This window comes from Rhizobium changzhiense (genome assembly GCF_013087625.1).
Classification (GTDB): domain Bacteria; phylum Pseudomonadota; class Alphaproteobacteria; order Rhizobiales; family Rhizobiaceae; genus Rhizobium; species Rhizobium sophorae.
Genome location: NZ_JABFCQ010000002.1, coordinates 606,641 through 632,041, shown reverse-complemented (window position 1 = coordinate 632,041; position 25,401 = coordinate 606,641). Strand labels below are relative to the sequence as shown.

Sequence of the window (25,401 nt, the reverse complement as noted above, 5' to 3'; positions counted from 1 at the left end):
GCGCGAACTCCCTAAGATGCAAACCGGGCCGCTAGCGCCTCGGATCCTCTCGCAAGAAGGGCGACGTCTACGCCAACGGCGGTGAACGACGTCCCGAGCGAAATGCAGCGGGCTGCAAACGTCTCGTCCGGCGTGAGGATGCCTACCGGTTTTCCAAGAATTTTCAGGCGTCCGATCGCGTCTTCGATCGCCGCGACCACCTCGGGATGCCCCGGTTGGCCGGGATGACCGAAGCTGGCCGCCAGATCGGCGGGACCGATGAAGACGCCGTCGACGCCTTCGGTCGCTGCGATGGCCTCTAGCCGACCGAGTGCCTCTCGGGTCTCGATCTGCAGAAGCAGGCAGATCTCCTGTTCGGCAATCCGCGCGTAGTTCGGCACGCGCCCGAAGCGGGTGGCGCGCGTCAAGGCGGAGACCCCGCGAACGCCGTGCGGCGGATACCGTATGGCGGCGACCGCTGCCTTCGCTTCCTCTTCGTTCTGCACATAGGGAACGAGGAGCGTCTGGACGCCGATGTCCAAAAAGCGTTTGATCAGCACGGGATCGTTGAATGCCGGGCGTACGACTGGGGAAACGTCGTAAGGCGCGACCGCCTGCAATTGCGGTAGGACGGTAAGGACGTCGCTTGGAGAGTGCTCGGTATCGAACAGCAGCCAGTCGAAGCCCGACGGCGCGACGATTTCTGCCGCGTAGCTTCCGGGAAGGCCGCACCAGAGACCGATCTGGCTTTTACCGGCTCTCAGTTTCCGTTTGAAGTGATTGACGGGAAGTTCCATCGGCGCCTCACACGAACGAGACGCCGATGGAGCCGACCGGACCGTAGTCGGCTTGGATGACATCGCCCTTGACGATGTCCACGGGGCGGGTGAACGAGCCGGCAAGCACAATCTGGCCCTTCTTCAAGCCGCCTCCGACGGCATGGAGCTTGTTCACGAGCCAGGCGATACCCGCGGCCGGATGCCCCATGATAGCGGCTGAGACACCCGATTGCGCAGGGACGACAAACTCCGTCGCGCGCATGACATCATAGATCCGAGTGCCCGGTCCCTCGAGATCCTCACCCATCACGAAGGCGAGCTCGACTTCGAGGCGAGGCTTGATAAAGAGCTCCGCCTTGATCTGCGCTCCGTCGTTAAAAAGGGCGTCGTCGAGAATGACGCCGTAGTCGGGCTCGGTCATTTTCGAGGCCATCTGCATCGCCCGCGATGTCAGTCCGATCTTATGACCCGCGATCCGCGCGCCCTTTGCGATCCGCGCCTGCGCCCAGAGTGCTTGGATCTTGTAAGCGTCTTCAAGTTCCAAATTCGGATATGTCCTGCTCGGCTGGACGATGGGCTTGCGTTCGGTTTCTGCCTTCAGCAGTGCGTCGGCTGCCGCCTGGCGTTCTTTTTCCGTAATCATGATGTGGCTCTGCTGGTTTCGTTACTTGATCGGGGGACGCGGCAGAATGGCCTCGCCCGGCTCCATGACGTAGGTGTAGTCGAGCGAGAACCACGGGCCACTGACGTCCGTGTCGGATGGGTGCGGCTCGTCATGACGGACAAAGTCGCCTGTCAAAGCCGCGGTGACGCCGAACTGCACGTCGGACTCGATATTCGGATCGCTCGGGTCGAAGACCTGGGAAATGAGGGTTTTGTATCCCTCTTTGAAGATCAGCGCGTGCAGATGAGCAGGTCGGTAGGGGTGGCGGCCTTGCGCTTGGAGAAGCCGACCTACGACTCCGTCGACAGGGATGGGATAGCCGACCATCTTGACCGTTCTAAACCAGAACCGACCCTCGTCGTCCGTAGTGAACTTGCCGCGCAGGTTCATTTCCGCCTGATCAGGATCCTGGTTCTCGTAAAGGCCGACAGGAGAGGCGTGCCATACGTCTATCTCGGCGCCTGGGATGGGCTTACCTCCCCGATCAACCACCTTCGCGTGGACAAACAAGGGTGTTCCCGGAGTTTCCGACCGGATGATGGTTCCGCCGTTTTCGACCCGCGGAGAGTTGAGCCGCCAGAACGGCCCGAGTAGCGACTGTGAAGTCTCTGTCTGCCCGTTGTCGCCGTTGTTGAGCAGGCATACAAGCGACGAGACGCCAAGCGATCCTGCCATGAGCACGAATTCGTTGTGGCTGTCGGTCTTCAACTGGCCAATTTCGTTGAGGATGGCGGTCGCTTCGCGAAACTCGACTTCCGACAGCCTGACTTCCCGCACGAATGCGTGGAGATGCTTCACCATCGCAACGAGTATATCTCGCAACCGTGGATCTTCGGTGCGGTTCATCACGGCGAGGACGGTAGGCGTCAACTCGCTTTCGGTCCTGATTGCCATAAGGCTACCTCCCAATGAGGCTCGACTATCAGAATAATCGATTATCAGTCAAGTCGCTCATTGAATTTTCAACGCTCGTGGCGGAGACGGAATCGCGCTTGATGGCAAATAAATACCTGTAATAACTTGATTAACGTGAATTTACACAGGCAAAGACGTAGGCATTCAGTGCTTTTTGACCCTATCAAGTTGACATAAATAATCGTTTATTATATCGATCATCGAAACTTGGTTGAATTGCTTGGAGGAAAGATGGACTCGGCCGACGACAGCTCTCTTGGGCCGTTGACAGAAGATGTGCCGCCAGCCGGCTTCCTCGACGATGGCAAGAACACCATCGGCAGCCAGCTCGCATCGCGCCTTCGGGAGGCGATCATCTCCGGTGAGCTGGAAGCCGGCAGCAAGATCAATCTCGACAAGGCGCGGAAGACTTTCAATGTCAGTCTGAGCCCGTTGCGGGAGGGCTTAGCCCGGCTCATTTCAGACGGCCTGGTCGAGTTTCAGGACAACAGAGGCTATCGCGTCGCGCCGATCTCGCTGGCTAATCTCGAAGAGGTCACGAGCCTGCGCGAGGAGCTCGAGGTTTTCGCGCTGCGTGAATCCATGCGTCTTGGCGACGTCGAATGGGAGGGCAACATTATGCGTGCGCTTCATCGTCTAAACCGCACGGAGCGCGACGCCGCGCGTCCCGAAACGCTGGAGCACTGGGAAGCGCTTCACCGCGAATTCCACCTCACCTTGATCTCGGGGTGTGGCAAACCTCTGCTACTTCACTTCTGCAGTCTTCTGCTGAATCTCAACGACCGATATCGCCGCGTCTTCCTGATCCGTACGTCGGGGGACCGCAATGTAGGGCAGGAGCACAGCGAGATTGCCCAGGGAGCGGTCGCGCGTGATGTCGACTATGCCTGCGAAAAGCTCCTTCAGCACATTCATCGCACCGGCACCAATCTTCGCAACCATCTCGCGACGAAGGGAATCGCGTGATGGCCGCCGCAACATCGAAATCGGCGCCCCTGATTGGCGTCGCGCACTTCTCATCGATATTGCTGTCTCCCGTGGAATTTGCGAAGGCCGCAGCGCGCGCGGGATTTTCCAGGATCGGGCTCAGACTGAATCCGGCGTTCCCTGGTGCGCCTTACTACGAATTGCCTGTCGGTAGTTCAGCTGCAGGCGAGCTGAAATCCGTACTTACGGGTGAAGGCGTCGAGGTTTTCGATATCGAGTTCTTCGTAATCGACCCGTCCTTCGACGCGTCTTCGGTGGAGGCCACAGTCGCCGCGGCTGCGAACATTGGAGCACGCCGGCTCAGTGTCTGCGGAGATGATCCTGACCAAGCCAGATTGGCATCGAACTTCTCGGATCTCTGCGGCCTTGCGGACCGCTACGGGTTGGCCGTCGACATCGAGAACATGGGTTGGCGGGTGATTAAAACCTTCCAGGACAGCGTCGGCCTTGTGAAGGCGAGTGGTGCCCGCAATGCCGGCGTCCTTGTCGACGGAGTACATTTCTTCAGGAATGGCGGCACGCTCGCCTCGCTCCGAACCGAGATCGGCTGGGTAAAGCACGTTCAGTTGTGCGATGTCGCTGGACCGGCGCCGGTGACACCAGAGGAGATGATTGCTGAAGCTAGAGGCGGGCGGTTCGCACCGGGGGAGGGCGAATTGCCGTTGAAGGAACTCGTCGCAGCGGTCGCTAGCTCCGCGGCGATCTCGGTGGAAGTCCCACTCGCGGGGTCTGCCCCGCCTGAGACGCATTTGAAACAACTGTACGACAAGGCCGAAGGATTATTCGGGCCGGATCGCTGATCCGGCGCCGGCGCGGCGTGAGCCGCGTCGGAGGGAGGAAGTCAACATATGGGTTATACGTTCGATTTTGGTGCGGTCTTCGACCGCGCCCCGGAATTGTTTTGGGGTTCGCTTGGGACGCTCGGTCTTGCGGTTGCCGGAATGATCCTTGCGCTCGCGATCGGTATTCTCGGCGTCGCTGCAAGAACATCCAAGAACAAACTCGTTCGAGCTCCAGTGATTACCTTCGTCGAGATTGTTCGAAACACACCGTTCCTGGTGCAGATATTCTTCATCTACTTCGCACTTCCGCTCATGGGCATCCGACTGAACCCCACCGCTACCGCTATCATCGCGCTGGGGATCAATGGCGGCGCCTATGCGATTGAGATCATTCGAGGCGGCGTGGAAAGCGTGAGCAAGGGACAGGTTGAGGCAGGCTTTGCGTTGGGCTTGCATAAGGCCGATGTGTTCCGGCTGATCGTTCTGAAGCCGGCCCTGCGGGCGATCTATCCGTCCCTGACCAGCCAGTTCGTGATGCTGACCTTGACGACTTCGGTCTGCACTTCGATCGCCGCCTACGAGTTGACCTCGGCGGCCCAACGGATCGAATCCGACACTTTCCGAAGCTTCGAGGTCTATTTCAGCGTGACCGCAATCTACCTCGTCATCTCGAGCCTGATGATGGGCATCTTCGCCCTTATCTCCCGTTACTACTTCAACTACCCGACACGATAGGAGGCGTTCATGGGTCCCATCGGCGAAAACGAGCTGTTCTTCCTCTTGCAGGGTCTGAAGTGGACTGTGCTGCTGGCCATCATCGGCTTCCTCGGCGGAGGTGTATTTGGAATCCTGATCGCTCTGGTGCGCACGTCGAAGAACCGCTTCGCACGTTTCGTATCGTCGGGCTACATCGCGCTCTTCCAGGGCACGCCGCTCCTGATGCAGCTCTTCGTCGTCTACTACGGCGTCGCGCTATTGGGCGTCGACGTCAATGCATGGATCGCTGTGGCAATCGCGTTCACCCTCCATGCGAGCGCCTTCCTGGGCGAGATCTGGCGCGGCTCGATCGAAGCCGTTCCGAAGGGCCAGACCGAAGCCGCGAACGCACTCGGGCTGCATTACATCTCCCGAATGAGGGACGTTATCCTGCCGCAGGCGCTGAAGATTTCCATGCCTGCAACCATCGGATTTCTCGTCCAGCTGATCAAGGGAACATCGCTCGCCGCAATCGTCGGCTTCATAGAGCTGACCCGTGCCGGACAGATCATTTCGAACCAGACCTACCGCCCGCTGCTCGTCTTTGGGATCGTCGGAATAATCTACTTCATCATTTGTTGGCCTCTCTCCCACATCGGGAGCGGCCTCGAAAAACGGATGGCGAAAGCTGTCCGATAACCTTGCTTCGCCCGAAGCAAAGACCACAGAGGAGGAGAATGGAATGTATAGCAATCGCAGACAATTTCTTGGAATGGCCCTGGCTACGGCCGCCTTCGCCACGGTCGGCGCGGCTGCAGCTTCCGCAGCGACCGTCGAGGAGATCAAGGCCAAGGGCACGATCGTCGTCGGCATTCAGGGCGACAACGCGCCATGGGGCTTCGTCAACACGAGCGGCAAGCAGGACGGGTTCGACGCCGATGTCGCGGCACTCTTCGCCAAGGAGCTCGGAGTTAAGGTCCAGTTCCAACCGCTTGCCGTCGCCAACCGCATTCCGGCCCTGACCACCGGCAAGGTCGACATCCTGTTCGCCACCATGGCCATGACGGAAGAGCGCGCCAAATCAATCCAGTACAGCAAGCCATACGCGGCGAACACGATCTCACTTTATGCGGCAAAGGCCGATACCGCTAAAACGCCTGCCGATGTTGCCGGCTGGGAAATCGGCGTGCCGAAGTCCAGCTCGCAGGACAAGGCCATTACCGACGCGATGGGGTCGACGGCCACCATCCGCCGCTTCGACGACGACGCCGCAACCATTCAGGCGCTGGTTTCCGGACAGGTCAAGGCCGTCGGGGGCAACATGTTCTACGGACAGCGGCTCGATGCCGCCAGCGCCGGCACCTACGAGCGCAAGATCGACTTCCTGACGACTTACAACGGCGTTGGGACGCGGCTGGGCGAGAAGGACTGGAACGAGGCCGTCAATGCCTTCCTCGACAAGATCAAGGCTAATGGCGAACTTGCAGCCATCACCAAGAAGTGGATGAACATCGATCTGCCGACGTTCCCGGAATCCATCCCCAACATCCCGTTCACCGTCAAGTAAAGCATATGGAGGGCGCCGTGCTCAGTTCCGCTAATGATCAGTCGACATTGATATCTCTTGATAAAGTGGAGAAATGGTACGGCTCCTTCCATGCGCTGAAAAACATCAGCCTGTCGGTTCGCAAAGGCGAGAAGATCGTACTTTGCGGACCTTCGGGTTCCGGCAAGTCGACGTTGATCCGCTGCATCAACGCTCTCGAGCTGATCCAGGAAGGCAGGATTGTCGTCGAGGGACAGTTGCTCGACGGCACAAGCAAGGCGGTTGATGCCATTCGGCGTGAAGTCGGGATGGTGTTCCAGAACTTCAATTTGTTCCCGCACATGACCGTCCTGCAGAACTGCGCGCTTGCGCCTATGAGGGTCCGCGGAACCAGCCGGGCCGACGCCGAGAGGCTGGCGAGAAAGTACCTCGAACGGGTTCGAATCCTTGATCAGGCGGAGAAGTATCCCGCTCAGCTCAGCGGAGGGCAGCAACAGCGTGTCGCCATTGCCCGGGCGCTCTGCATGGAACCCAAGGCGATGTTGTTCGACGAACCGACATCGGCGCTCGATCCGGAAATGGTGAAGGAAGTGCTGGACACGATGATCGGTCTCGCACGCGACGGCATGACCATGATCTGCGTCACCCATGAAATGGGCTTCGCCCGTCAGGTTGCAGACAGGGTCATCTTTATGGCTTCCGGCGAGATCATAGAGGAGGCCGAGCCCGAGGTCTTCTTCAAGTCTCCGAAGCATGAGCGCACCAAGGCTTTCCTTGGCGAGATCCTCGCACATCACTGAGCTGATGGGGCTATCGAAATGAACAACAACAAATTCCTCGTCGGTCTCATCGGGGCCGACATCCAGATGTCGAAGTCGCCCGCACTGCACGAAACCGAGGCGCGGCACTTGGAGCTGGATTACCATTACGAGCTCGTCGATTTCGCCGAGCGCAGTTTACCCGCTTCTGCGCTGCCTGAATTGCTCGTAGAACTCGAAGACCGCGGCTTCGCAGGAAGCAACATCACGCACCCGTGCAAGCAGACGGTCATCGCCCATCTTAGCAGCCTGTCCGAGGACGCCGAGATGCTCGGAGCAGTCAACACAGTCGTGCTTCGGGATGGAGAGCGGATCGGGCACAATACGGACTGGTATGGCTTCTACAAGAATTTCGAGCGCGGTATGCCCGGTGTCGCCAAAACTCATGCCGTCCTGCTCGGCGCAGGCGGCGCAGGGGTCGCCGTAGCGCACGCAGCAATCAAGCTCGGTATCGCGATGCTCTCGATCTTCGACCAGGACACAAATCGCGCCGCCGCGCTTGCCGATCAGCTCAACCGACGCTTTTCAAGAACCTGCGCGCAGCCGGTCAGGGAAGTCGGTGCGGCGCTCGCTTCGGCCGACGGGCTGATTCACGCTACGCCGACGGGCATGCGAAGTCATCCGGGTCTCCCGATCGAACCGGAATGGCTTCATCCACGTCACTGGGTCGCCGATATCGTCTACATGCCGCTCGTGACCGAACTTCTGGCCCTGGCAGAGAAGAAGGGGTGCAGGACCTTGCCGGGCGGCGGCATGACCGTGTTCCAGGCCGCGGCGGCCTTTGAACTGTTCACGGGTGTAAAACCGGATGCGGAACGCATGTCGCGTCACTTCGAAGAATTGTGCCGAGCTCCAGCCTGACCGGGAGAACATGCCTTGCCGCACATCATTATCGACTATAGCCAGGGTGCTGCCGAACGGGTGGCGATCGATGAATTGACCAGAGCGATCCACCATCGGGTGCGCGACGGAGGCCTGGTCAAGCCCACTGCCGTGCGGACCTTCGCCAGGGAGGCGACCTTCTCCTGCGTCGGGGACGAGCACCCGGACAATCACTTCATCCAGATAGTCGTCCGCGTGGCGCCTGGCCGGCCGGCAGAAACGAAACGGGAGTTGTTGAAGGCTGTCCTCGAAGCGGCGCGCGATGTTGCGGCCCCCGCGCTGCAAGCGGGCCGGCTGGGGCTGCGGGCCGATCTTTACGAATCCGATCCGGATTTCGCATTCCAGGAAATAGCGTTTGCCTGAGCTTGGCAACGCCCCTCACAAGGACAATTGCAATGAGCCTGATCTACGTTCTCAACGGCCCAAACCTGAATTTGCTCGGCAAGCGTCAGCCTCACATCTATGGTCACGAGACGCTGGCCGACGTCGAGGCAGACTGCCGGAAACTGGCCTCGGAACTCGGCCACGAGATCCGTTTCCTCCAGAGCAACCGTGAATATGAAATCATCGATTGGATCCACGAAGCGCGCGAAGACGGAGTCGGCATCGTCATCAATCCGGCTGCATTCACGCACACGTCGCTTGCCATCCTCGACGCCCTGAACACGTTCGAGGGTCCCATCATCGAGATCCATATCTCCAACGTGCATAAGCGCGAAAGCTTCCGTCATCATTCCTTCGTTTCCCACCGCGCCGACGGCGTCATCGCCGGTCTTGGTACGGAAGGCTATCAGCTCGGAATCCGCCGCATCGCGACGTTGCTCAAGGCGCCGAAGAAGGACTGACAATGGCTCCCCCAGTCAAACTGGCGGTCCTCGGCGCGGGGCTTATCGGAAGGCGTCACATCAAACACGTGCTGGACGAACCGATGGCGGAGCTTGTCGCGATCGTCGACCCGAGCCCGGTTGGAAAGGCGATCGCAAGCGAGGTCGGCGCCAAATGGTTTTCGAGCTTCGCTGAAATGGTCGCCGCAGCTCGCCCTGACGGCGTCATCATCGCGACGCCCAACCAGATCCATGTCAGAAACGGTTTTGAGGCCGTAGAGGCCGGCATCCCGGCATTGATCGAGAAGCCTATCGCCGACGATATTAGCGCCGGCGAAGAGCTCATCGCGGCGGCGGCGGCCAAAGGAATCCCGTTGCTGACCGGACATCATCGCCGACATAATCCGATGATGCAAAAAGCTAAACAGATCATCGAAAGCGGAAAGCTCGGGCGGATACTGGTCGTGAATGCGATGTTCTGGCTATTCAAGCCGGACGAATACTTCGATATTGCCTGGCGGCGCGAACGCGGAGCGGGGCCAATCTTTCTCAATCTGATCCACGACATCGACAACCTTCGCTACTTATTCGGGGAGGTCACTGCGGTCCAGGCACGCGAATCCAACGCAGTTCGCGGAAACGCCGTTGAGGAGACCGCGGTGATCCTCATCGAGTTCAAGAACGGAATTCTCGGCTCTGCTTCCGTTTCGGATTCCGTTGTCGCGCCCTGGAGTTGGGAGATGACGACCGGCGAAAACCCCGCTTATCCTAAAACTGAGGAGGCCTGCTACATGATCGGCGGCACCCACGGGTCGCTGTCGGTGCCGTCACTCAACATGTGGAGCAATCCCGGCAACAGGGGCTGGATGGAACCGTTCGAATGTAATCGCGCCAAAATTGAGAACGAGGATCCGCTCGTCCTGCAGATACGCCAGCTTTGCAGGGTCATCAGAGGCGAGGATGCACCGCTGGTCAGCGGACGTGAGGGACTGGAAACCTTGAAGGTTATCGACGCCGTGAAGCGATCCGCCGCAGCGGGTCAGCGTATCAGCCTGATCTAAATGGTTGCGCGCCAGCTTAAGGCGGTCGCAACTCGCGCGAACGATCTTACGCCATCTCGCGTGAGGTGATGCTGGACCTCTCTGGAACACGGCCACAGGTCCGTCATCCTTATGGACGGGCGCGACGCCGCGAGGACACCCTTGAGCATAAGGACACGCGCGCGCTGTGACAGGTACAGGAACGGGGAGGTTGAAGTACGGCGCACAACGAGTCCGGACGCCTTTGTCATCTGGAACCGCTTTGCAGAGAACCAAAGACCCGGCAGGAAGGAATCCTTCCACCCGGGTCTGTTTCATTTCAAAGCTTCAACCGGCCGAAGTTGGCATGTCAATCCGGCGCGGAGGTCTGCAGGGCCAGAGCATGCAGTACGCCGCCCATATTGCCCTTCAGCGCCTCGTAGACCATCTGGTGCTGTTGCACGCGGCTCTTGCCGCGGAAGGCTTCGGCGACGACTTCGGCGGCGTAGTGATCGCCGTCGCCCGCCAGATCGCGGATCGTCACCTTGGCACCGGGAATCCCAGCCTTGATCATGTCTTCGATATCGCCGGGTTTCATGGCCATGATCGTTACTCCTTGCGCATCATTCCGCAGCAAGCTCGCCGCGGCCTTCCATGAAATCAGGGAACCACGATTCATGGGCATCGCGCAATTGCTGAATCGGCAGCGAGATCAGATCGCCGACGACGAGCGCCGATCCTCCGACCGTGCCGAGACGGCGGAAGGGAACGCCGCCACCTTCTGCATTGACGCAGACGAAATCGGCGACATCGGCAGGCAACGTTAGCACGTAGCGCGCCTGATCCTCACCGAAGAGCAGCGCATGCGGTTCACCCTTGCCTTCACTCAGATCGATCGTCAGGCCTTTGCCCGAGGCCATCGCCATTTCGGCGAGCGCCACCGCTAGACCACCCGAGGAAATGTCGTGGCAGGCGGTCGCCTGGCCGTTGCGGATCACCGAGCGAACGAAATCGCCGTTACGGCGTTCGGCAAACAGATCCACCTCCGGCGCCGGACCTTCGCGGCTGGAAAGCACATCGCGGAGATAGACGGACTGGCCGAGATGGCTGCCGTCGACACCGATCATGATGACCTTATCGCCGTCGTTGGCGCTGCCGATGCGGGCCATCTTGCTCCAGTCCGGCAGCAGGCCGACGCCCGCGATCGTGGGGGTTGGCAGAATGGCGACGCCGTTGGTCTCGTTGTAGAGCGACACGTTGCCGGAGACGATCGGGAAGTCGAGCGCGCGGCAGGCCTCGCCGATGCCCTTCACCGCCTGAACGAACTGGCCCATGATCTCGGGCTTTTCGGGATTGCCGAAGTTCAGGTTGTCGGTGGCGGCGAGCGGTTCGGCGCCTGTCGCGGTGATGTTGCGCCAGCATTCGGCGACCGCCTGCTTGCCGCCTTCGAAGGGATCGGCCTCGACATAACGCGGAGTGACGTCGGAGGAGAAGGCGAGCGCCTTGGAGGGATGGCCGTCGACACGTACGACGCCGGCATCGCCGCCCGGAAGCTGCAGCGAATTGCCCTGGATCAGCGTGTCGTATTGCTCATAGACCCAACGGCGGCTCGACTGGTTGGCGGAGCCGACGAGTTGCAGCAGCGCCTGGTCGTAATCCTGAGGTGCGGCGACGAGATTGGCGGGCAGGGGAGCGTGCTTGCCGGATTCGCGCCAGGGGCGATCATATTCGGGCGCCTGGTCGCCGAGATCCTTGATCGGCAGGTTGGCGACCTCCTCACCCTGGTGCATGACGCGGAAGCGCAGATCGTCGGTCGTCCAGCCGACGATGGCAAAGTCGAGGCCCCACTTGACGAAGATCGCCTTGGCTTCCTCTTCCTTTTCAGGCTGCAGCACCATGAGCATGCGCTCCTGGCTTTCCGACAGCATCATCTCGTAGGCCGTCATTCTCTCTTCGCGCACCGGCACCTTGTCGAGTTCGAGCAGGATGCCGAGATCACCCTTAGCGCCCATTTCGACAGCCGAGCAGGTGAGGCCGGCCGCACCCATATCCTGGATGGCGATGACGGCGCCGGTCTGCATCAGCTCTAGGCAGGCTTCCAGCAGGCACTTTTCGGTGAAGGGGTCGCCGACCTGAACGGTCGGCCGCTTCTCTTCGATCGATTCGTCGAATTCGGCCGATGCCATCGTCGCGCCGCCGACGCCGTCGCGGCCGGTCTTGGCGCCGAGATAGACGACCGGAAGGCCGACGCCCTTGGCTTCGGACAGGAAGATGGCGTTGGATTTGGCGATGCCGGCGGCAAAGGCGTTGACCAGGATATTGCCGTTGTAGCGGGCGTCGAACTCGACCTCACCGCCGACCGTCGGCACGCCGAAGGAATTGCCGTAGCCGCCGACGCCGGAAACGACGCCGGAGACGAGGTGGCGGGTCTTCGGGTGATCCGGTTCGCCGAAGCGCAGCGCGTTCATCGCGGCGATCGGGCGCGCACCCATGGTGAAGACGTCGCGCAGGATGCCGCCGACGCCGGTCGCAGCGCCCTGATAAGGCTCGATATAGGAGGGGTGGTTGTGGCTCTCCATCTTGAAGACGACGCAATCGCCGTCATCGATATCGACCACGCCGGCATTTTCGCCCGGGCCTTGGATGACGCGCGGCCCCTTGGTCGGCAGTGTTCGCAACCATTTCTTCGAGGATTTGTAGGAGCAGTGCTCGTTCCACATGGCAGAGAAGATGCCGAGCTCGGTAAACGTCGGTTCGCGACCGATCAGATCCAGAATACGCTGGTACTCGTCGGGCTTCAGGCCATGGCTCGCGATGAGTTCCGGCGTGATCGGGATGGTGTTTGGAATGGTCATGAGCTCTCGGAAGTCCCTGCCGTTGCGCGTTTTCCGCTCTTTAACCTATGTAGGGACGGCGCGCGACAGGAAAATGCCCGCCGTCAACAGCGGGCGGGCGACTTCTTCGGCCCCATACGGGCGGCCGCTTCTCAGAGTCTGTTTGACAACTTGCTTTTGATTCTCGATCGATAGCAATGGGCAAGGCTCCGGCCCAGCTTTTGTGTGCCGCTGATGTTTCCTATAGGAAACTTTTCTTCTTGGTTGATGGTATCGAGATACAATGCCGGACATACAACAACAGGCAGACGAAAAGGTATTTGCCGGGCGCGCGCTTGTGGCTGGCTTCGCTACAGGGTCGATCGTATTCAGCGACACGGCGCTCAGCTTCTGGGGCGGCGTCGACTCCCGGACCGGAGAAGTCATCGACCGCCACCATCCCCTGTCGACACAGGTCCTGACAGGAAAGATTCTCGCCATCCCCGGCGGACGCGGTTCGTGTACGGGCAGCAGCGTGCTCATGGAGCTGATCATGAACGGGCACGCTCCCGCCGGCATCGTGGTCTCGCGCCAGGAGGAAATACTGTCGCTCGGAGTGATCGTCGCGGACGAAGTGTTCGGCCGATCGATCCCCGTTGTCCAGCTCTCCGAAGACGACTTCGCCGAGCTGCACTCTATCCCTGAAGTCACCCTCATCGGCGACAAGGTCATCGCGGGCCGGATCGAAACCGCCCCCGGTTTCGATGCCGCCGATCGCACCTATGGAAATTCAATAGTGCTGACATCGAGGGATCGGTCGGCTTTGAACGGGGAAATGGGCAAGGCCGTGCAGGTGGCAATGAGGGCCACGACGCGCATGGCTGAAATTCAGGGAGCGACGGAACTTATCGATATCTCCCAGGTCCATATCGATGGCTGCATCTACACCGGGCCGACCAGCCTGGAATTCGCGAAACGCATGCGGGACTGGGAGGGTAGGGTTGTCGTTCCAACGACCCTGAACTCGATATCGGTGGACCAGATGCGTTGGCGGGAGCAGGGCGTGTCTCCCGGCGTCGCCGGACCCGCATCCGAATTGGGTGAGGCTTACGCCTCCATGGGAGCACGAAAGACGTTCACCTGCGCACCCTATCAGCTGTCGTCCGCACCCAGGCAGGGTGAGCAGGTGGCTTGGGCGGAGTCGAACGCCGTCGTATTCGCGAACAGCGTTTTGGGTGCTCGCACTGCCAAGTATCCTGACTACCTGGATCTGTGCATCGCTCTCACGGGGCGCGCGCCGCTGACCGGGCCGCATATCGCCGACAACAGGCGCGGGAGCCTCGTGGTCAAGGTGTCGGGCTTCGTGTCGCGGGATGACATGGTCTACCCCATTCTCGGCTACCACATCGGCAAGCTTGTCGGAGATGAAATTCCGGTCGTGATCGGCCTAGAGACGTGGAAGCCGAATCTGGACGACCTAAAGGCGTTCGGGGCGGGTTTCGCGACGACATCAGGCTCTCCCATGTTCCATATCGTCGGTGTCACGCCGGAGGCCGACAGCCTTGAGAGCGTTGTCGGAAGTAAGATCAAGGCGAGCTATGAAGTCTGTCCCGAGGACGTCGTTGCCGACTGGAGGAAACTCAACGGCGGGTCTGTGGATGGCATCGAGTTCGTTGCGCTGGGCAATCCCCATTTCTCTTTCGACGAATGCGAGCGGCTGGCCGCGCTCTGCGAAGGCCTGGCGAAACATCCTGACGTTAAGGTTCTGGTTACCTGCAACCGTGCGACGTTCGAAAGGGCTTCCGCTGCGCATCTTGTCGGCAAATTGTCGGACTTCGGCGTAGAATTCGTAACCGATGCGTGCTGGTGCACACTTGCGGAGCCTGTCATCCCAAAATCGGTCAATACAATTATCACCAATTCCGCGAAGTTCGCTCACTACGGTCCTGGATTGACGGGTAAGGCGCTTCGGTTTGGCAGCCTGGCGGACTGCGTCGCGGCGGCTTGTCAGGGCGAGTTGAAGCCTGTTCGTCCCACATGGGACTGAACGGTTCCCGCCTGCCGATGGTCGATCAGACGGCCGTAATGAGCAGTTCAATCATCCGTCGGCCAACCCGCTGAAATTGTCGAACGGACTCTCAGAACTTGTAGCCGATCTGCAGGCCGGCGCGCGTCATGCCGTCGTTCGGCCCGTCGCAAAGATTGGCGTGCGAGGAATGGGCAAGCTGGGCCATGACATTCCAGTGGGCGTTGAAACGGTAGCCGGCGCCCACATATTCGTGGAAGAGAACACGACAGCCGAGTTCCGGACCGTCATCATCGCCTTCGAGATCGCCTGTATGGATGACGCCGCCGAAGCCGGCTTCGGCAAAGAGCTTCTCGTTGAAATCGACCGTCCAGGTGAAACCGGTGAAGAACTGGGTGGCTTCGCCCGACGTGCCGATCGAGGTACCGAGATGGACACGTGGGTGCAGCAGCTGTTGCTGCCAGCCGACTGCCGTGTCGTAGCCGAAAGGATCGAAGAGAGCGGTAATCTCCGGAAAGACGCCGTCTTCCCTGGAATGGCCCGACTGCACCGAGGCCGAGGCGCCGAAGCGTAATTCATCAAATATCTGCTCGGCGGCAGTTGCAGAGCCCGCAACCGAGACGGTGGCTGCCGCTGCCATACTCAAAAAACGCAACCCGATCCTTCCGAAGTCGACCCTCATTTGCTGTCCTTTGATTTGCATCAGACGGGAACAACAAAGAGGTAACACGGAGGTTGAGTCGCTAAAGCGCTCCGAAGAGGCTGCGGCGTTTTTTCCGATTTATGACGTGCATTTGCAACACGTCATATTTCGCCGTCATAGGCGGATCCGCCATTTTCCAGCAGCCGGCGCAGGATCATCAGTCCCGAGGTCAGTTCCTGCCCCGTCTTCGGCGAGGACAAGCCGATGCGAACGCGGTGATAGGCTTTCTCGCCACGGGCCGCCTTGAACTCGTCCTCATCGTCGACGAGCACGCCGTCGCGGTAGGCGGCGTTCTTGAAGGTGCCGGACATCCAGGGCTCCGGCAGTTTCAGCCAGAGGAAGGGCGCGTGGAGATGCGATTCGAAATCGAAACTCTGCAACTGCTCGCGGGCGAGCTGGACGCGCCTGGAAAGTTCTTTGACGCTCGCTTTGCGGATCTCGTGCGCTGTGCCGCTTTCGACGAGGCGCGCACAGGTCTCCGCCAGGATGAAGGGCAGGCCGCCGGTGATCATCTTGTGTGTCACCCTGATGCGCTGGGCAAAATGCGGCGGGCAGGCGACCCAGCCGCCGCGCACGCCGGCGGCGACCGATTTCGACAGGCCGTTGACGAGGAAGGTGCGGTCGGGCGCGATCGAGGCGAGCAGCGGCGTATCGTCGTCGGCCATGCCGCCGTAGAGGTCGTCCTCGATCAGCCAGACGCTGTGTTTCCTGGCGATTGCAGCGATGGCCGCGCGCCGCTCATAGGGCATGATCGCCAGCGTCGGATTGTGGACGGTCGGCATCAGGAAGGCGATCTTCGGATGCTGCTGCTGGCAGAGCCGCTCGAAATCCTCGGGGATCATGCCAAGCTTGTCGGAATCGACCGTCAGTGTGCGGCGGCCGAGCAGGCGGGCGCTGCGGCTGACCTGGGTGTAGGTGAGATCCTCGAAGACGATCTTGTCACCCGGCGCCGAGACGGCGGCGATAACGGCGATCGCCGCCGCATGGGCGCCGAGCGTCGGCACGATGTTTTCAACCTCCGGCGTCCAGCCGCTGCGGGCAAGCCACAGGCGGCCGGCCTCGAACCAGTTCTGCGGGAAACTCCGGGAATAGGAGGAGATTTCGGAAAGATGCTGCTCACCGATCTCGGCGAGGATACCCGCTATAACCTTACCTTGGCCGAGATCGGGCGCGGCTGTCGTGTCGAAACGGATCTTGTTCGCCGGCGCATCCTGGACGCGGGTGCCGCCGAGCGAGACGGTCAGCGGATCAATCTGTTCCCCGGGCGGCGTCTCGGAACGGTTCAGCACATAAGTGCCGCGCCCCACTTCGCCGGCGACCAGGCCGCGCTCATGCACCAGCGCATAGGCGCGGCCGATCGTGCCGATCGTCACGCCGATATCATAGGCGAGGTTGCGCTGCGGCGGCAATTTGCTGCCGGCGGGCAGGGCGCCGCTTGCTATGGCGGATTCGATGCTGTCGGCAAGCCGGAGATAGACCGGCCCGGAACCGCGGGATATATCGGGAAGCCAATTTGTCATGGTGACAATTGTATATATTGTCACATTGTACCCGTCAAGCGTATGAGTCAATTCCAATGGCAAGCCGAGAGGATTCCTGGAATGTCTGCGTTACCCGAGATAAATATGCCGATTGTACCGATTGTCTCCTTGGAAGATAGAAGGCAGATCATCCTCCCCGACGCACCCGCCGAGGCGACGACGCGTTTGGAGCGAATCTGGGCGGCCATTCTTCTCTGGCATCAAAAGCGGGAAGGCCGGCGCGTGTTGAGAGGCCTGACGGCGACCGAACTGAAGGATATCGGTGTGTCGCAATCCGATGCGGCGCGCGAAGTCGGCAAGTCGTTTTTCTTCGACTGACAGTGCTTTCGGGAGTGATCGTATTTCGGTCCTGATCGGGGCGATCAGCTGCAGGCCTTGTTGCCGCCAGACCAGCGATTGACGTCGGCGGTGATGCGACCGGCGACCGGTTCCTGCATCATCGGACCGAAGGCCTGCAGGCGCGACGGGCTTCCCTCGGCCTGCACCACGAGCAGCGGCCGGCTTTCCGGGCTGCCCTTATGGACGAGCAGGATGCGCGGACGGCCGGAGAAGGAATTGAGCTCCGGCGCGAGCTTATAGGCTGCAAAGGCCGGATCGCCCGATTTGAACCAGCAGGCATTGGCGCCAAGCGCCACGCGTTCCATCGTCGGCAGTGCGGCGCGGTTCGGGCCTGTCGGCGCCGGCGTCTGGCAAGCTGCCACCATGGCTGCGATAGCGGTCAGCAGGGCGGCGTGTGCGACAGAGAGGCGAGGGCGCATCGATTGCTCCAGATCCGAACAGAAGGATTTTCGTGTGCCGAGGTTCAGGCGGCGATGACGTCGAGCGCCGAGGCGAAGAGGCCGCGGCCGTCCGAACCGCCATGGGCGGCCTCGATCAGGTTCTCGGGATGCGGCATCATGCCGAGCACGTTGCCTTTTTCGTTCATGACGGCGGCGATATCATTGATCGAGCCATTCGGGTTGGTGCCTTCGGCATAACGGAACACCACCTGGCCATTGCCTTCGATCGCAGCCAGCGTCGCATCGTCAGCGAAATAATTGCCGTCATGATGGGCAACCGGGCAGCGGATGACCTGGCCCTGCGCATAGGCGCGGGTGAAATCCGTCTCGGCATTGACGACTTCGAGCTTGATCTCGCGGCAGACGAATTTCAGGGAGGAATTGCGCATCAGCGCGCCGGGCAGCAGGCAGGCCTCGACGAGGATCTGGAAGCCGTTGCAGACGCCGAGCACCTTCACGCCCTTTGCAGCCTTGTCGATGATCGCCTGCATGACCGGCATGCGGGCTGCAATCGCGCCGCAGCGCAGATAATCGCCATAAGAAAAGCCGCCGGGGATGACGATCAGGTCGACATCAGGGATCTCGGTTTCCGTCTGCCAGATCGTCACCGGTGGCTGGCCGGAGATCTTGGTCAAGGCGGCGATCATGTCGCGGTCGCGGTTGAGGCCCGGAAGTTGAACGACGGCTGATTTCATGGGGTCCCTGCGTTTCGCGAAAGATATTGAACTGGAACGCTTTCGGCGAGCCATACTCCATTGTCGGAGACAAAGAAAGAATGACCCTCTGAAAACATGCGGGCCGCGTCCACACGCAGGATGAGATGTTCACCCTTGCGGCGCATTGCGACGATTTTCGCCGTTTCGACATCTGCAGACAGATGAACGTGATGCCGTTGCATCTTCTTCAAGCCTTCGCGCTCGATCGACTGCCAGTTCGTCAGAGACGTGCCGTGAAAAAGAGCAGCCGGCGGTTCAACTTGGTTCAATGCAAGATCGACCTCGACGCTATGACCTTGGTTTGCGCGAATTCTGTTATCGGCGAGCGTGAAGCGCTTCTTCGGATTGTTTTCGACAATCTCGATGATCTCGGCGCGGGAAACGTCATATTTCGACGTCAACGCTTTTTCGAGCTCGTCGAACGACACCCAACCCTCGCTATCAAGCGTCAAGCCCGCAGATTCCGGCGCATGACGCAAAACATAGCTCATATATTTCGAGACTTCCGTCTCCAGCTTTGCTTTCATCATGACGCCAAATCCTCAAAGTCCGCCAGACGACGGGTCTGTGATCATCAGTCGATCGCGATTGCGTAATTCTCGATCACCGTGTTGGCGAGCAGTTTTTCGCACATGGCTTTGAGGTCGGCCTCGGCCTTGCCCTTGTCGGCGCCTTCCAGCTCCAGGTCGAAGACCTTGCCCTGGCGGATATGGCCGACGCCTGAGAAGCCGAGGGCGCCAAGCGCACCCTCGATAGCCTTGCCCTGCGGATCGAGAACGCCATTTTTCAGCGTGACGGTGACACGAGCCTTGATCACTTTGTCTTTCCTGCCTTACTTGACGAGAACCGGGCCGGTGCCGCGCACAGGCTCGTTTTCATTGATGATGCCGAGACGGCGCGCCACTTCGGAATAGGCTTCGAGCAACCCGCCGAGGTCGCGGCGGAAGCGGTCCTTGTCCATCTTCTCGTGGGTTTCGATATCCCAGAGCCGGCAGCTGTCCGGCGAGATTTCGTCGGCGAGGATGATGCGCATCATATCGCCTTCGAAGAGACGGCCGCATTCGATCTTGAAATCGACGAGCTGGATGCCGACGCCGAGGAAGAGGCCGGTCATGAAGTCGTTGACGCGGATGGCAAGCGCCATGATGTCATCGAGTTCGGCGGGGTTTGCCCAGCCGAAGGCGGTGATGTGCTCCTCGGAGACCATCGGATCGTCGAGCGCGTCGGACTTGTAATAGAACTCGATGATCGAGCGCGGCAGCACGACGCCTTCGTCGATGCCGAGGCGCTTGGCGAGAGAACCGGCCGCGACATTGCGCACGACGATCTCCAGCGGGATCATCTCCACTTCCTTGATCAACTGCTCGCGCATGTTGAGCCGGCGGATGAAATGAGTGGGAATGCCGATCTTGTTCAGATGGCTGAAGATATACTCGGAAATGCGGTTGTTGAGGACGCCCTTGCCATCGATGACTTCGTGTTTTTTCTTGTTGAAGGCAGTGGCATCGTCCTTGAAGAACTGAATCAAAGTGCCCGGTTCCGGGCCTTCATACAGAATCTTTGCCTTGCCCTCGTAGATACGGCGGCGACGGTTCATCGTGGTCATTCTCTGTTGTTGGCGCTCTTGGGATAGCGCGAGTGGATCGATCTCGTGGCGTCCCCTTAAAGGAAAAGAGAGGGTTTCACAATCCGCCTGTCGCTCCTTCCCGGGTTTCGGATTCTCTTGACCCGGTTTCGGGTTTTCCCGGCCCTGGTTTCCAATTTTACGGAATACCGCCAAGAGAATCGAATGAATTCGCAAGACGAGTTTAGCGTCTTTTCCTCTACGGTGGAATGAAGGCAAAATGGCGGGGCGCTTTTGCAGGTTTTTATTTGGCGGCTCTGCTTCGCAGGGCGCGACGGAGCTGCGTCTGCAAGGCGCGACGGAGCTGCGTCTGCAAGGCGCGAGCAGCGATTTGCCCGTGGCGCCAGCTTCCGGCGCGGATGAAGGAGGGGATCTGCATGGCCGGCATCGGCCGGGCGAGCGCGTAGCCCTGCAGCGTGTCACAGTCGAGTTCTTCGAGAATGCGGATATGATCCGCCGTCTCGACGCCCTCGGCGATGACGAGAATGTTCAGCGAGCGGCCGATATCGATGATCGAGCCGACCAGTTTGCGCTGCTCGGACGATTGCGGCAGCATGCGGATCAGTTCGCGGTCGATCTTCAGCGTTTTCGGGCTCAATCGCAGCAGGCTGACGATCGAGGCATGGCCGGTGCCGAAATCGTCGATCTGGATGTCGATGCCGAGCTTGCGCAGCTTTTTCAGGTTGGCGGCCACCGCCTCGTCGCAATCGTCGAGCGAGATCGATTCCAGCAACTCGAAGGAGATGGTGCCGGGCTCGATCTTCAGGGCCCGAAGCTTCTTGCCGAGATCGGGGTCGGCGAGCCGCCTGGCGGAGACATTGACCGATATCTTCGGGATCGGCAGCCCGTCCTTGATCCAGACGCGGCGGTCGGCCAGCGCTCGCTCCAGGATCAAGGCGTCAATGGTCGAGACGACGTCGAGGTCTTCGGCGATGTCGAGGAAGCGGTCGGGCGTCAGCAGCCCGTGCACCGGGTGCTGCCAGCGGGCAAGCGTTTCAATGCCTACGACATCGAGCGTGCGGGCATCGAACTGCAGCTGATAGAAAGGCACGAATTCATTGCGCTCGAGGCCGATCAGGATCTCGTCGGCAAGGTGCTTGGCGGAGATGATGTCGCGGCGGGCAGCGGCCGAGAAGAATTCGAAGCGATTGCGGCCCAGGCCCTTGGCCCGATAAAGCGCGATATCGGCGTCGAGCAGCATTTGCTTGGCGTCGAGCGTCGGTCCGCTATCGATGGCGATTCCAATGCTGGCGCCGAAACGGCAATCGTGCCCCTCATATCTGACGGGTTTGCGCAATTCGCGGATAACACGTTCGGCAAGGCCGGCGATCTTCTTCGACGCTGGATCGACGGCGCAGAGGATGACGAATTCATCGCCGCCGATGCGGGCGACGAAATCGGCGGCGCGGACGGAATTTCTCAGCACGCTTGCGGCGTGCTGCAGCATGGCGTCACCGGCCCGGTGACCGAGTGTGTCGTTGATCTGCTTGAAGCGGTCGAGATCGATATGCAGGATCGCCAGTGCCAGGCCCTTTGCCCGGCATTCGCCCGAGCGCTCCCCCAGCATCTTGTCGAGATAGCGGCGGTTCGGCAGGCCGGTGAGATAATCGTGCAGCGCCAGGTGCTCGATGCTCTCCTTGGCGGCTTCGAGCTCGCGGTTGCGCGCCTCGGCCAGATCCTTGGCGCGCTGCAGTTCGTTGCGGAGCGCGACTTCCTCGGTGACGTCCCAGTTGGCGCCAATCAGCTTGCGGTGGCCGTTGCCGTCGATGAAGAAGGCCGAGCGGGCGCGGATGACGCGTTCGGCGCCGTCGCCGCGGATGATGCGGTATTCCTGCTGGAAATCGCTTCCGCTTTCGACGCTGCGGTCGGACAAGCCAAGCACGCGCTCGCGGTCGTCGGGATGCAGGCTTTCCGCCCAGGCGTCGCCGCCGATCAGGCGCGAGGCGCCTTGGAGCCCGTAAATGGCGATGAGGCGGTCGTCCCATTCGACGCTATCACGCTCGATATCGGCCTCGAAGACGCCGATGCGGGAAACCTCCAGCGCCAGATCAAGCCGGCGCGACAAACGCGATAGTGTTTCCTCGGCTTCCTTGCGGGCGGTGATATCCGTATCCGTGCCGATGATGCGCGTCGGCACGCCGTTCTCGTCCCATTCGACGCAGGCGCCGCGACACTCGATCCAGACCCAGTGGCCGTCCTTGTGACGCTCGCGATATTCGAAGATCTGGTAATTTGGATCGCCGGCATTCTGCCGGTCGATTGCATGGACGACAAAATCGCGATCGTCGGGATGAACGAGCTGCAGCCAGGCTTCGTAATCGCCGTCGGCTTCCTCGTCGGGCGCCATGCCGCGGATGGTTTTCCACGTTGGCGAGTAATATTTCCGGTCGAGACGGTAGTTGTGATCCCATACGCCGAGGCCAGAGCCGACGAGCGCATAATTCCAGCGGCTCTCCCGCTCGGCCAGTTCGGAATCGTCGGTCGCCCCATTGCCGATGCCTGCCTCAACCGCTGCGGCATCGCCATGCGGATCACCGGCCTCTGTATGGGCTTTCTTCACGGGCATTCTCGCTTATCTCACCTCGGCTCAGTCTGCTGTCATTCCATTAAGAAAGACTTAGAAAGCAGCTGCTCAACAAGCGAGATGGCGGCTTTTCCTCGATCAGGGGGAGAGCCGGCCGAGGAACTGGGCAAAGACCATGGTACCTTCGGGCCAGGGGCCGTGACCGGAATCGGCATTGATATGACCGGACTCGCCGGCATCGACGAGGAAGGAGCCCCAGCTGCTGGCAATATCGTCGGCATGGTCGTAGCTGCCGAAAGGATCGTTGCGGCTGGCCACCGTGATCGACGGGAAGGGCAGCGGATCGCGCGGATAGGGGCCGAAAGTCATCAGGTGCTTCGGGCGGATGTCGGGATTGGCGACATCGGGCGGAGCGACCAGGAAAGCGCCCGCCACGCGGTTGCGGAAATGCGGGATGGCATGGATCACCGAGGGCACGCCCAGCGAATGGGCGACGAGGACGACCGGACGGGTCGAGGCGTTCACCTCCTCGGCGATGCGGGCGATCCAATCCTCGCGGACCGGCTTTGTCCATTCGGCCTGCTCGACGCGCCGCGCCGTGCTGAGTTTTGCCTCCCAGCGGCTCTGCCAATGGCTCGGGCCGGAGTTGGTGTAGCCGGGGATGATGAGGATATCTGCGTCTGAGGCTTTCATAGTGCCGCCGATGTGAGAAAGCTGGTCCAAGATGTCAAGAGGGGATGTCAAGCAAGAGAGCGACACGGGCGCTGAGATTTGTTATATTGCGCCAGTGCCGGTTGCGGATTTCGTGTCGGCTTGCCCGCCGATGCTTACCGCCGCCGACCAGGTCTCGGCTGAGGAGGAGAAAGCCATGGCGACATTTCATGTCATGACGGGTGCTGGCGAAAGCTTCGCGCGGCCCGTGGTCAATCGCATCGGTATCGCCGACGTCTTCGACGCGCTGAAGCGCGGATACGACGATTTCATGGAGAAACCGTCCCACTATGTGTTCCTGTGCCTGATGTACCCGATCGCCGGCGTCTTCCTGACCCTGTGGACCTCGGGCGCCAATCTTTTGCCGATGGTCTTCCCGCTGATGGCAGGTTTCGTGCTGATCGGCCCGATCGCGGCGATAGGCCTCTACGAGATCAGCCGCCGGCGCGAGGCCGGCCTCGACGCGTCCTGGACGCATGCGCTTGAGGTGCGCCATTCGCCGGCGCTGCCGTCGATCGTGGCGGTCGGACTGATGCTCTGCGGCCTTTTCGTCGTCTGGCTGGTGACGGCGCAGACGCTCTACAGCAATCTGCTCGGCGAAGTGTTCCCGCGCAGCATGGCGGATTTCTTCCGCCAGGTCTTCGGCACGTCAGAGGGCATGCAGTTGATCATCTGGGGCAATCTCATCGGCTTCGTCTTTGCGCTCGTCGTGCTGGCGATGACCGTCATCACTTTTCCGCTGCTGCTCGACCGCGATGTCGGGGCAGTCGCTGCCGTCACGGCGTCGATCCGCGCCACGGTTCTCAATCCGGTGCCGGTGCTGCTCTGGGGCCTGATCGTCGCCGCACTGCTCGTCATCGGCACGATCCCGGTCTTTGCCGGACTTGCGCTCGTCATCCCGATCCTCGGCCATGCGACCTGGCATCTCTATCGCAAACTGATTGGGCGGGAAGGGGAAGTCACAGCATAACCACGGCTTCGCCTGCGGGGAATCACGGAGATCCCTAGGGGAATCTGAGATCCCTGGGGAACCTCGATCCTGGCTCGGAGTTTGTTCAGCCGAGAGCATGATGTCGTCGACATCATGCTCCGGAGACTTCGAGGGAGGATTCCAGAGGTGACGATGAAGCATCTGTTCGCCCGCTTCGCAACAAAGGTATCGGAATGGGCGGGCAAACCCGTCATCTTCATCCTGGCACTGATCGCCGTCGTCATCTGGGCGGCACTCGGCCCCTTCTTCGATTATTCGGAAACCTGGCAGCTGGTCATCAATACCGGCACGACGATCGTCACCTTCCTGATGGTCTTCGTGCTGCAGAACGCCCAGACACGCGACACCAGGGCGATCCAGGCCAAGCTCAACGAAATCATCCTGACCAGCCATGCCGAAAACCGTTTCATCGGTATCGAGAATCTCGACGAGGAAGAGCTGAAACGTCTCGACGAGCTGGTCGCCAAGGCCGCAAAGGGCAGGGGCGAGACGGAGGCTTGCAGGACATCGGAGGCAGTGAATGCTGCTCCGTCGAAGAAGGCGGAGGCACGCAAACGCTCTATGGCTGCCAAAGCGCCGAAGCAAAAACAACGGCCGCTTGAGAAAAGCTAGACTATGAAATAGAATCGGCAATTATATTGAGTTCATTAAATCCAACTCCGTAGGGGAAAATGAACGACTCCTTTCTTAGACAGCCGCAGGTCGAGCTGTTCTTTCAGGCTTATTTCATAGGAATGACATTAGGTCATTTGCCATTTTTCTTCGATGATATCGCCTTTATCGCGTTTATCCCAAAGTTTATTGTTTCGCTACCAGTCGTCTTTGTATTGTTTATTTTTTATCGTGTTAAATACTGCGAAATAAATTCACGCCCATTTCTTTGGTCATCTATTGTTTTTATAGTAATTTTGTTGCTGATTGTGGCGGTTTTCTTTTTGTTAGGCGAAAGTATTCAGAGGCTGACCTTGTTAGCTTTTCTCCTACTCATTTCTCTGCCTTCTGTCTTAGTCGCATGCCTCTACTTTCCAGTTATGATCAGGCTGCGACTGAGGAAAGCCGTCTGACAGATTCTTGATGGAGAG

At 60.1% G+C, this 25,401-nt stretch carries 29 protein-coding genes; 15 read left to right on the top strand and 14 right to left on the bottom strand.

Going from position 1 to position 25,401, the window contains the following annotated elements:
- Positions 1 to 11 precede the first annotated feature (11 nt).
- Genes hpaI through G9X68_RS12505 form a run of 3 tightly spaced genes read right to left on the bottom strand, consistent with a single transcriptional unit; the run spans position 12 to position 2,316 of the window.
- Positions 12 to 776 (bottom strand): 4-hydroxy-2-oxoheptanedioate aldolase, encoded by a 765-nt coding sequence (hpaI, locus tag G9X68_RS12515; protein WP_171602614.1) that lies wholly within the window; start codon positions 774 to 776, stop codon positions 12 to 14.
- 7 nt (positions 777 to 783) lie between these two features.
- Positions 784 to 1,401, bottom strand: coding sequence for an FAA hydrolase family protein (locus tag G9X68_RS12510; RefSeq protein WP_171602613.1), 618 nt, complete (start codon positions 1,399 to 1,401; stop codon positions 784 to 786).
- 21 nt (positions 1,402 to 1,422) lie between these two features.
- Positions 1,423 to 2,316: an intradiol ring-cleavage dioxygenase gene (locus tag G9X68_RS12505; protein ID WP_171602612.1), complete on the bottom strand. Its 894-nt coding sequence runs from the start codon at positions 2,314 to 2,316 to the stop codon at positions 1,423 to 1,425.
- A 252-nt stretch (positions 2,317 to 2,568) separates the two neighbouring features.
- On the opposite strand from G9X68_RS12505, the gene G9X68_RS12500 reads away from it, so the two are divergent.
- From G9X68_RS12500 to G9X68_RS12455, 10 genes are read left to right on the top strand one after another with little or no spacing between them, the layout of a single operon-like run.
- On the top strand, positions 2,569 to 3,303 hold the full coding sequence (locus G9X68_RS12500) for a GntR family transcriptional regulator (RefSeq protein WP_171602611.1): 735 nt from the start codon (positions 2,569 to 2,571) through the stop codon (positions 3,301 to 3,303).
- Positions 3,303 to 4,124, top strand: coding sequence for a sugar phosphate isomerase/epimerase family protein (locus G9X68_RS12495; RefSeq protein WP_171602610.1), 822 nt, complete (start codon positions 3,303 to 3,305; stop codon positions 4,122 to 4,124). Before G9X68_RS12500 ends, G9X68_RS12495 begins: the two co-directional genes overlap by 1 nt.
- Positions 4,125 to 4,172: 48 nt before the next feature.
- On the top strand, positions 4,173 to 4,841 hold the full coding sequence (locus G9X68_RS12490; RefSeq protein ID WP_171602609.1) for an amino acid ABC transporter permease: 669 nt from the start codon (positions 4,173 to 4,175) through the stop codon (positions 4,839 to 4,841).
- Between the two features lie 9 nt (positions 4,842 to 4,850).
- Positions 4,851 to 5,501: an amino acid ABC transporter permease gene (locus tag G9X68_RS12485; RefSeq protein WP_171602608.1), complete on the top strand. Its 651-nt coding sequence runs from the start codon at positions 4,851 to 4,853 to the stop codon at positions 5,499 to 5,501.
- Between the two features lie 43 nt (positions 5,502 to 5,544).
- The gene (locus tag G9X68_RS12480) at positions 5,545 to 6,369 is read left to right on the top strand and encodes a transporter substrate-binding domain-containing protein (protein WP_171602607.1); all 825 of its coding nucleotides are present in this window, start codon (positions 5,545 to 5,547) and stop codon (positions 6,367 to 6,369) included.
- Positions 6,370 to 6,374: 5 nt separating this feature from the next.
- Positions 6,375 to 7,148 (top strand): amino acid ABC transporter ATP-binding protein, encoded by a 774-nt coding sequence (locus tag G9X68_RS12475; RefSeq protein ID WP_171602606.1) that lies wholly within the window; start codon positions 6,375 to 6,377, stop codon positions 7,146 to 7,148.
- Between the two features lie 18 nt (positions 7,149 to 7,166).
- Positions 7,167 to 8,027 carry a shikimate dehydrogenase gene (locus G9X68_RS12470; RefSeq protein WP_171602605.1) on the top strand — a complete coding sequence of 287 codons (861 nt, stop codon included), beginning with the start codon at positions 7,167 to 7,169 and terminating at the stop codon, positions 8,025 to 8,027.
- A 15-nt stretch (positions 8,028 to 8,042) separates the two neighbouring features.
- On the top strand, positions 8,043 to 8,411 hold the full coding sequence (locus tag G9X68_RS12465) for a 5-carboxymethyl-2-hydroxymuconate Delta-isomerase (protein ID WP_171602604.1): 369 nt from the start codon (positions 8,043 to 8,045) through the stop codon (positions 8,409 to 8,411).
- A gap of 32 nt (positions 8,412 to 8,443) precedes the next feature.
- Complete coding sequence (aroQ, locus tag G9X68_RS12460; protein WP_171602603.1) at positions 8,444 to 8,893, top strand: type II 3-dehydroquinate dehydratase; 450 nt, start codon at positions 8,444 to 8,446, stop codon at positions 8,891 to 8,893.
- 2 nt (positions 8,894 to 8,895) lie between these two features.
- The gene (locus tag G9X68_RS12455; protein ID WP_171602602.1) at positions 8,896 to 9,933 is read left to right on the top strand and encodes a Gfo/Idh/MocA family protein; all 1,038 of its coding nucleotides are present in this window, start codon (positions 8,896 to 8,898) and stop codon (positions 9,931 to 9,933) included.
- A gap of 328 nt (positions 9,934 to 10,261) precedes the next feature.
- On the opposite strand, the gene G9X68_RS12450 is transcribed toward G9X68_RS12455, so the two are convergent.
- Together G9X68_RS12450 and purL are read right to left on the bottom strand one after the other, a co-directional pair.
- Positions 10,262 to 10,495, bottom strand: coding sequence for a BolA/IbaG family iron-sulfur metabolism protein (locus G9X68_RS12450; protein WP_004676237.1), 234 nt, complete (start codon positions 10,493 to 10,495; stop codon positions 10,262 to 10,264).
- 19 nt (positions 10,496 to 10,514) lie between these two features.
- A complete protein-coding gene (gene purL, locus G9X68_RS12445; RefSeq protein WP_171602601.1) occupies positions 10,515 to 12,746 on the bottom strand; it encodes a phosphoribosylformylglycinamidine synthase subunit PurL in 2,232 nt (743 codons plus the stop codon).
- Positions 12,747 to 13,008: 262 nt separating this feature from the next.
- On the opposite strand from purL, the gene lhpI reads away from it, so the two are divergent.
- Positions 13,009 to 14,751, top strand: coding sequence for a cis-3-hydroxy-L-proline dehydratase (lhpI, locus tag G9X68_RS12440; protein ID WP_171602600.1), 1,743 nt, complete (start codon positions 13,009 to 13,011; stop codon positions 14,749 to 14,751).
- Positions 14,752 to 14,842: 91 nt separating this feature from the next.
- Here lhpI and G9X68_RS12435 read toward each other — a convergent pair whose 3' ends face one another.
- Together G9X68_RS12435 and G9X68_RS12430 are read right to left on the bottom strand one after the other, a co-directional pair.
- A complete protein-coding gene (locus tag G9X68_RS12435) occupies positions 14,843 to 15,412 on the bottom strand; it encodes an acyloxyacyl hydrolase (protein WP_171602599.1) in 570 nt (189 codons plus the stop codon).
- 122 nt (positions 15,413 to 15,534) lie between these two features.
- A complete protein-coding gene (locus G9X68_RS12430; RefSeq protein WP_171602598.1) occupies positions 15,535 to 16,953 on the bottom strand; it encodes an aminotransferase-like domain-containing protein in 1,419 nt (472 codons plus the stop codon).
- Between the two features lie 81 nt (positions 16,954 to 17,034).
- Here G9X68_RS12430 and G9X68_RS12425 point away from each other — a divergent pair, with 81 nt between their 5' ends.
- Positions 17,035 to 17,292, top strand: a complete 258-nt coding sequence (locus tag G9X68_RS12425; protein WP_171603063.1) for a DUF1127 domain-containing protein — start codon at positions 17,035 to 17,037, stop codon at positions 17,290 to 17,292.
- 44 nt (positions 17,293 to 17,336) lie between these two features.
- Here G9X68_RS12425 and G9X68_RS12420 read toward each other — a convergent pair whose 3' ends face one another.
- The 7 genes from G9X68_RS12420 to G9X68_RS12390 form a co-directional block, all read right to left on the bottom strand.
- Complete coding sequence (locus G9X68_RS12420) at positions 17,337 to 17,732, bottom strand: hypothetical protein (RefSeq protein WP_171602597.1); 396 nt, start codon at positions 17,730 to 17,732, stop codon at positions 17,337 to 17,339.
- 44 nt (positions 17,733 to 17,776) lie between these two features.
- Positions 17,777 to 18,448, bottom strand: a complete 672-nt coding sequence (purQ, locus tag G9X68_RS12415; protein WP_171602596.1) for a phosphoribosylformylglycinamidine synthase subunit PurQ — start codon at positions 18,446 to 18,448, stop codon at positions 17,777 to 17,779.
- Positions 18,445 to 18,999 carry an RNA 2'-phosphotransferase gene (locus G9X68_RS12410; protein ID WP_171602595.1) on the bottom strand — a complete coding sequence of 185 codons (555 nt, stop codon included), beginning with the start codon at positions 18,997 to 18,999 and terminating at the stop codon, positions 18,445 to 18,447. The genes purQ and G9X68_RS12410 overlap by 4 nt, the downstream gene beginning before the upstream one ends.
- 44 nt (positions 19,000 to 19,043) lie before the next feature.
- Positions 19,044 to 19,286, bottom strand: coding sequence for a phosphoribosylformylglycinamidine synthase subunit PurS (gene purS / locus G9X68_RS12405; protein ID WP_018072257.1), 243 nt, complete (start codon positions 19,284 to 19,286; stop codon positions 19,044 to 19,046).
- A gap of 15 nt (positions 19,287 to 19,301) precedes the next feature.
- Entirely contained in the window at positions 19,302 to 20,066 is a 765-nt protein-coding gene (gene purC / locus G9X68_RS12400) for a phosphoribosylaminoimidazolesuccinocarboxamide synthase (protein WP_018242191.1), read from the bottom strand.
- Between the two features lie 271 nt (positions 20,067 to 20,337).
- Complete coding sequence (locus G9X68_RS12395; protein WP_171602594.1) at positions 20,338 to 22,659, bottom strand: bifunctional diguanylate cyclase/phosphodiesterase; 2,322 nt, start codon at positions 22,657 to 22,659, stop codon at positions 20,338 to 20,340.
- A 96-nt stretch (positions 22,660 to 22,755) separates the two neighbouring features.
- Positions 22,756 to 23,310, bottom strand: a complete 555-nt coding sequence (locus G9X68_RS12390; RefSeq protein WP_168311247.1) for an RBBP9/YdeN family alpha/beta hydrolase — start codon at positions 23,308 to 23,310, stop codon at positions 22,756 to 22,758.
- Positions 23,311 to 23,485: 175 nt separating this feature from the next.
- Here G9X68_RS12390 and G9X68_RS12385 point away from each other — a divergent pair, with 175 nt between their 5' ends.
- The 3 genes from G9X68_RS12385 (at position 23,486) to G9X68_RS12375 (ending at position 25,383) form a co-directional block, all read left to right on the top strand.
- The gene (locus tag G9X68_RS12385) at positions 23,486 to 24,298 is read left to right on the top strand and encodes a DUF2189 domain-containing protein (RefSeq protein ID WP_171602593.1); all 813 of its coding nucleotides are present in this window, start codon (positions 23,486 to 23,488) and stop codon (positions 24,296 to 24,298) included.
- A gap of 153 nt (positions 24,299 to 24,451) precedes the next feature.
- Positions 24,452 to 24,931, top strand: a complete 480-nt coding sequence (locus tag G9X68_RS12380) for a low affinity iron permease family protein (RefSeq protein WP_171603062.1) — start codon at positions 24,452 to 24,454, stop codon at positions 24,929 to 24,931.
- Positions 24,932 to 24,990: 59 nt separating this feature from the next.
- Positions 24,991 to 25,383 (top strand): hypothetical protein, encoded by a 393-nt coding sequence (locus tag G9X68_RS12375; RefSeq protein WP_171602592.1) that lies wholly within the window; start codon positions 24,991 to 24,993, stop codon positions 25,381 to 25,383.
- Positions 25,384 to 25,401 lie beyond the last annotated feature (18 nt).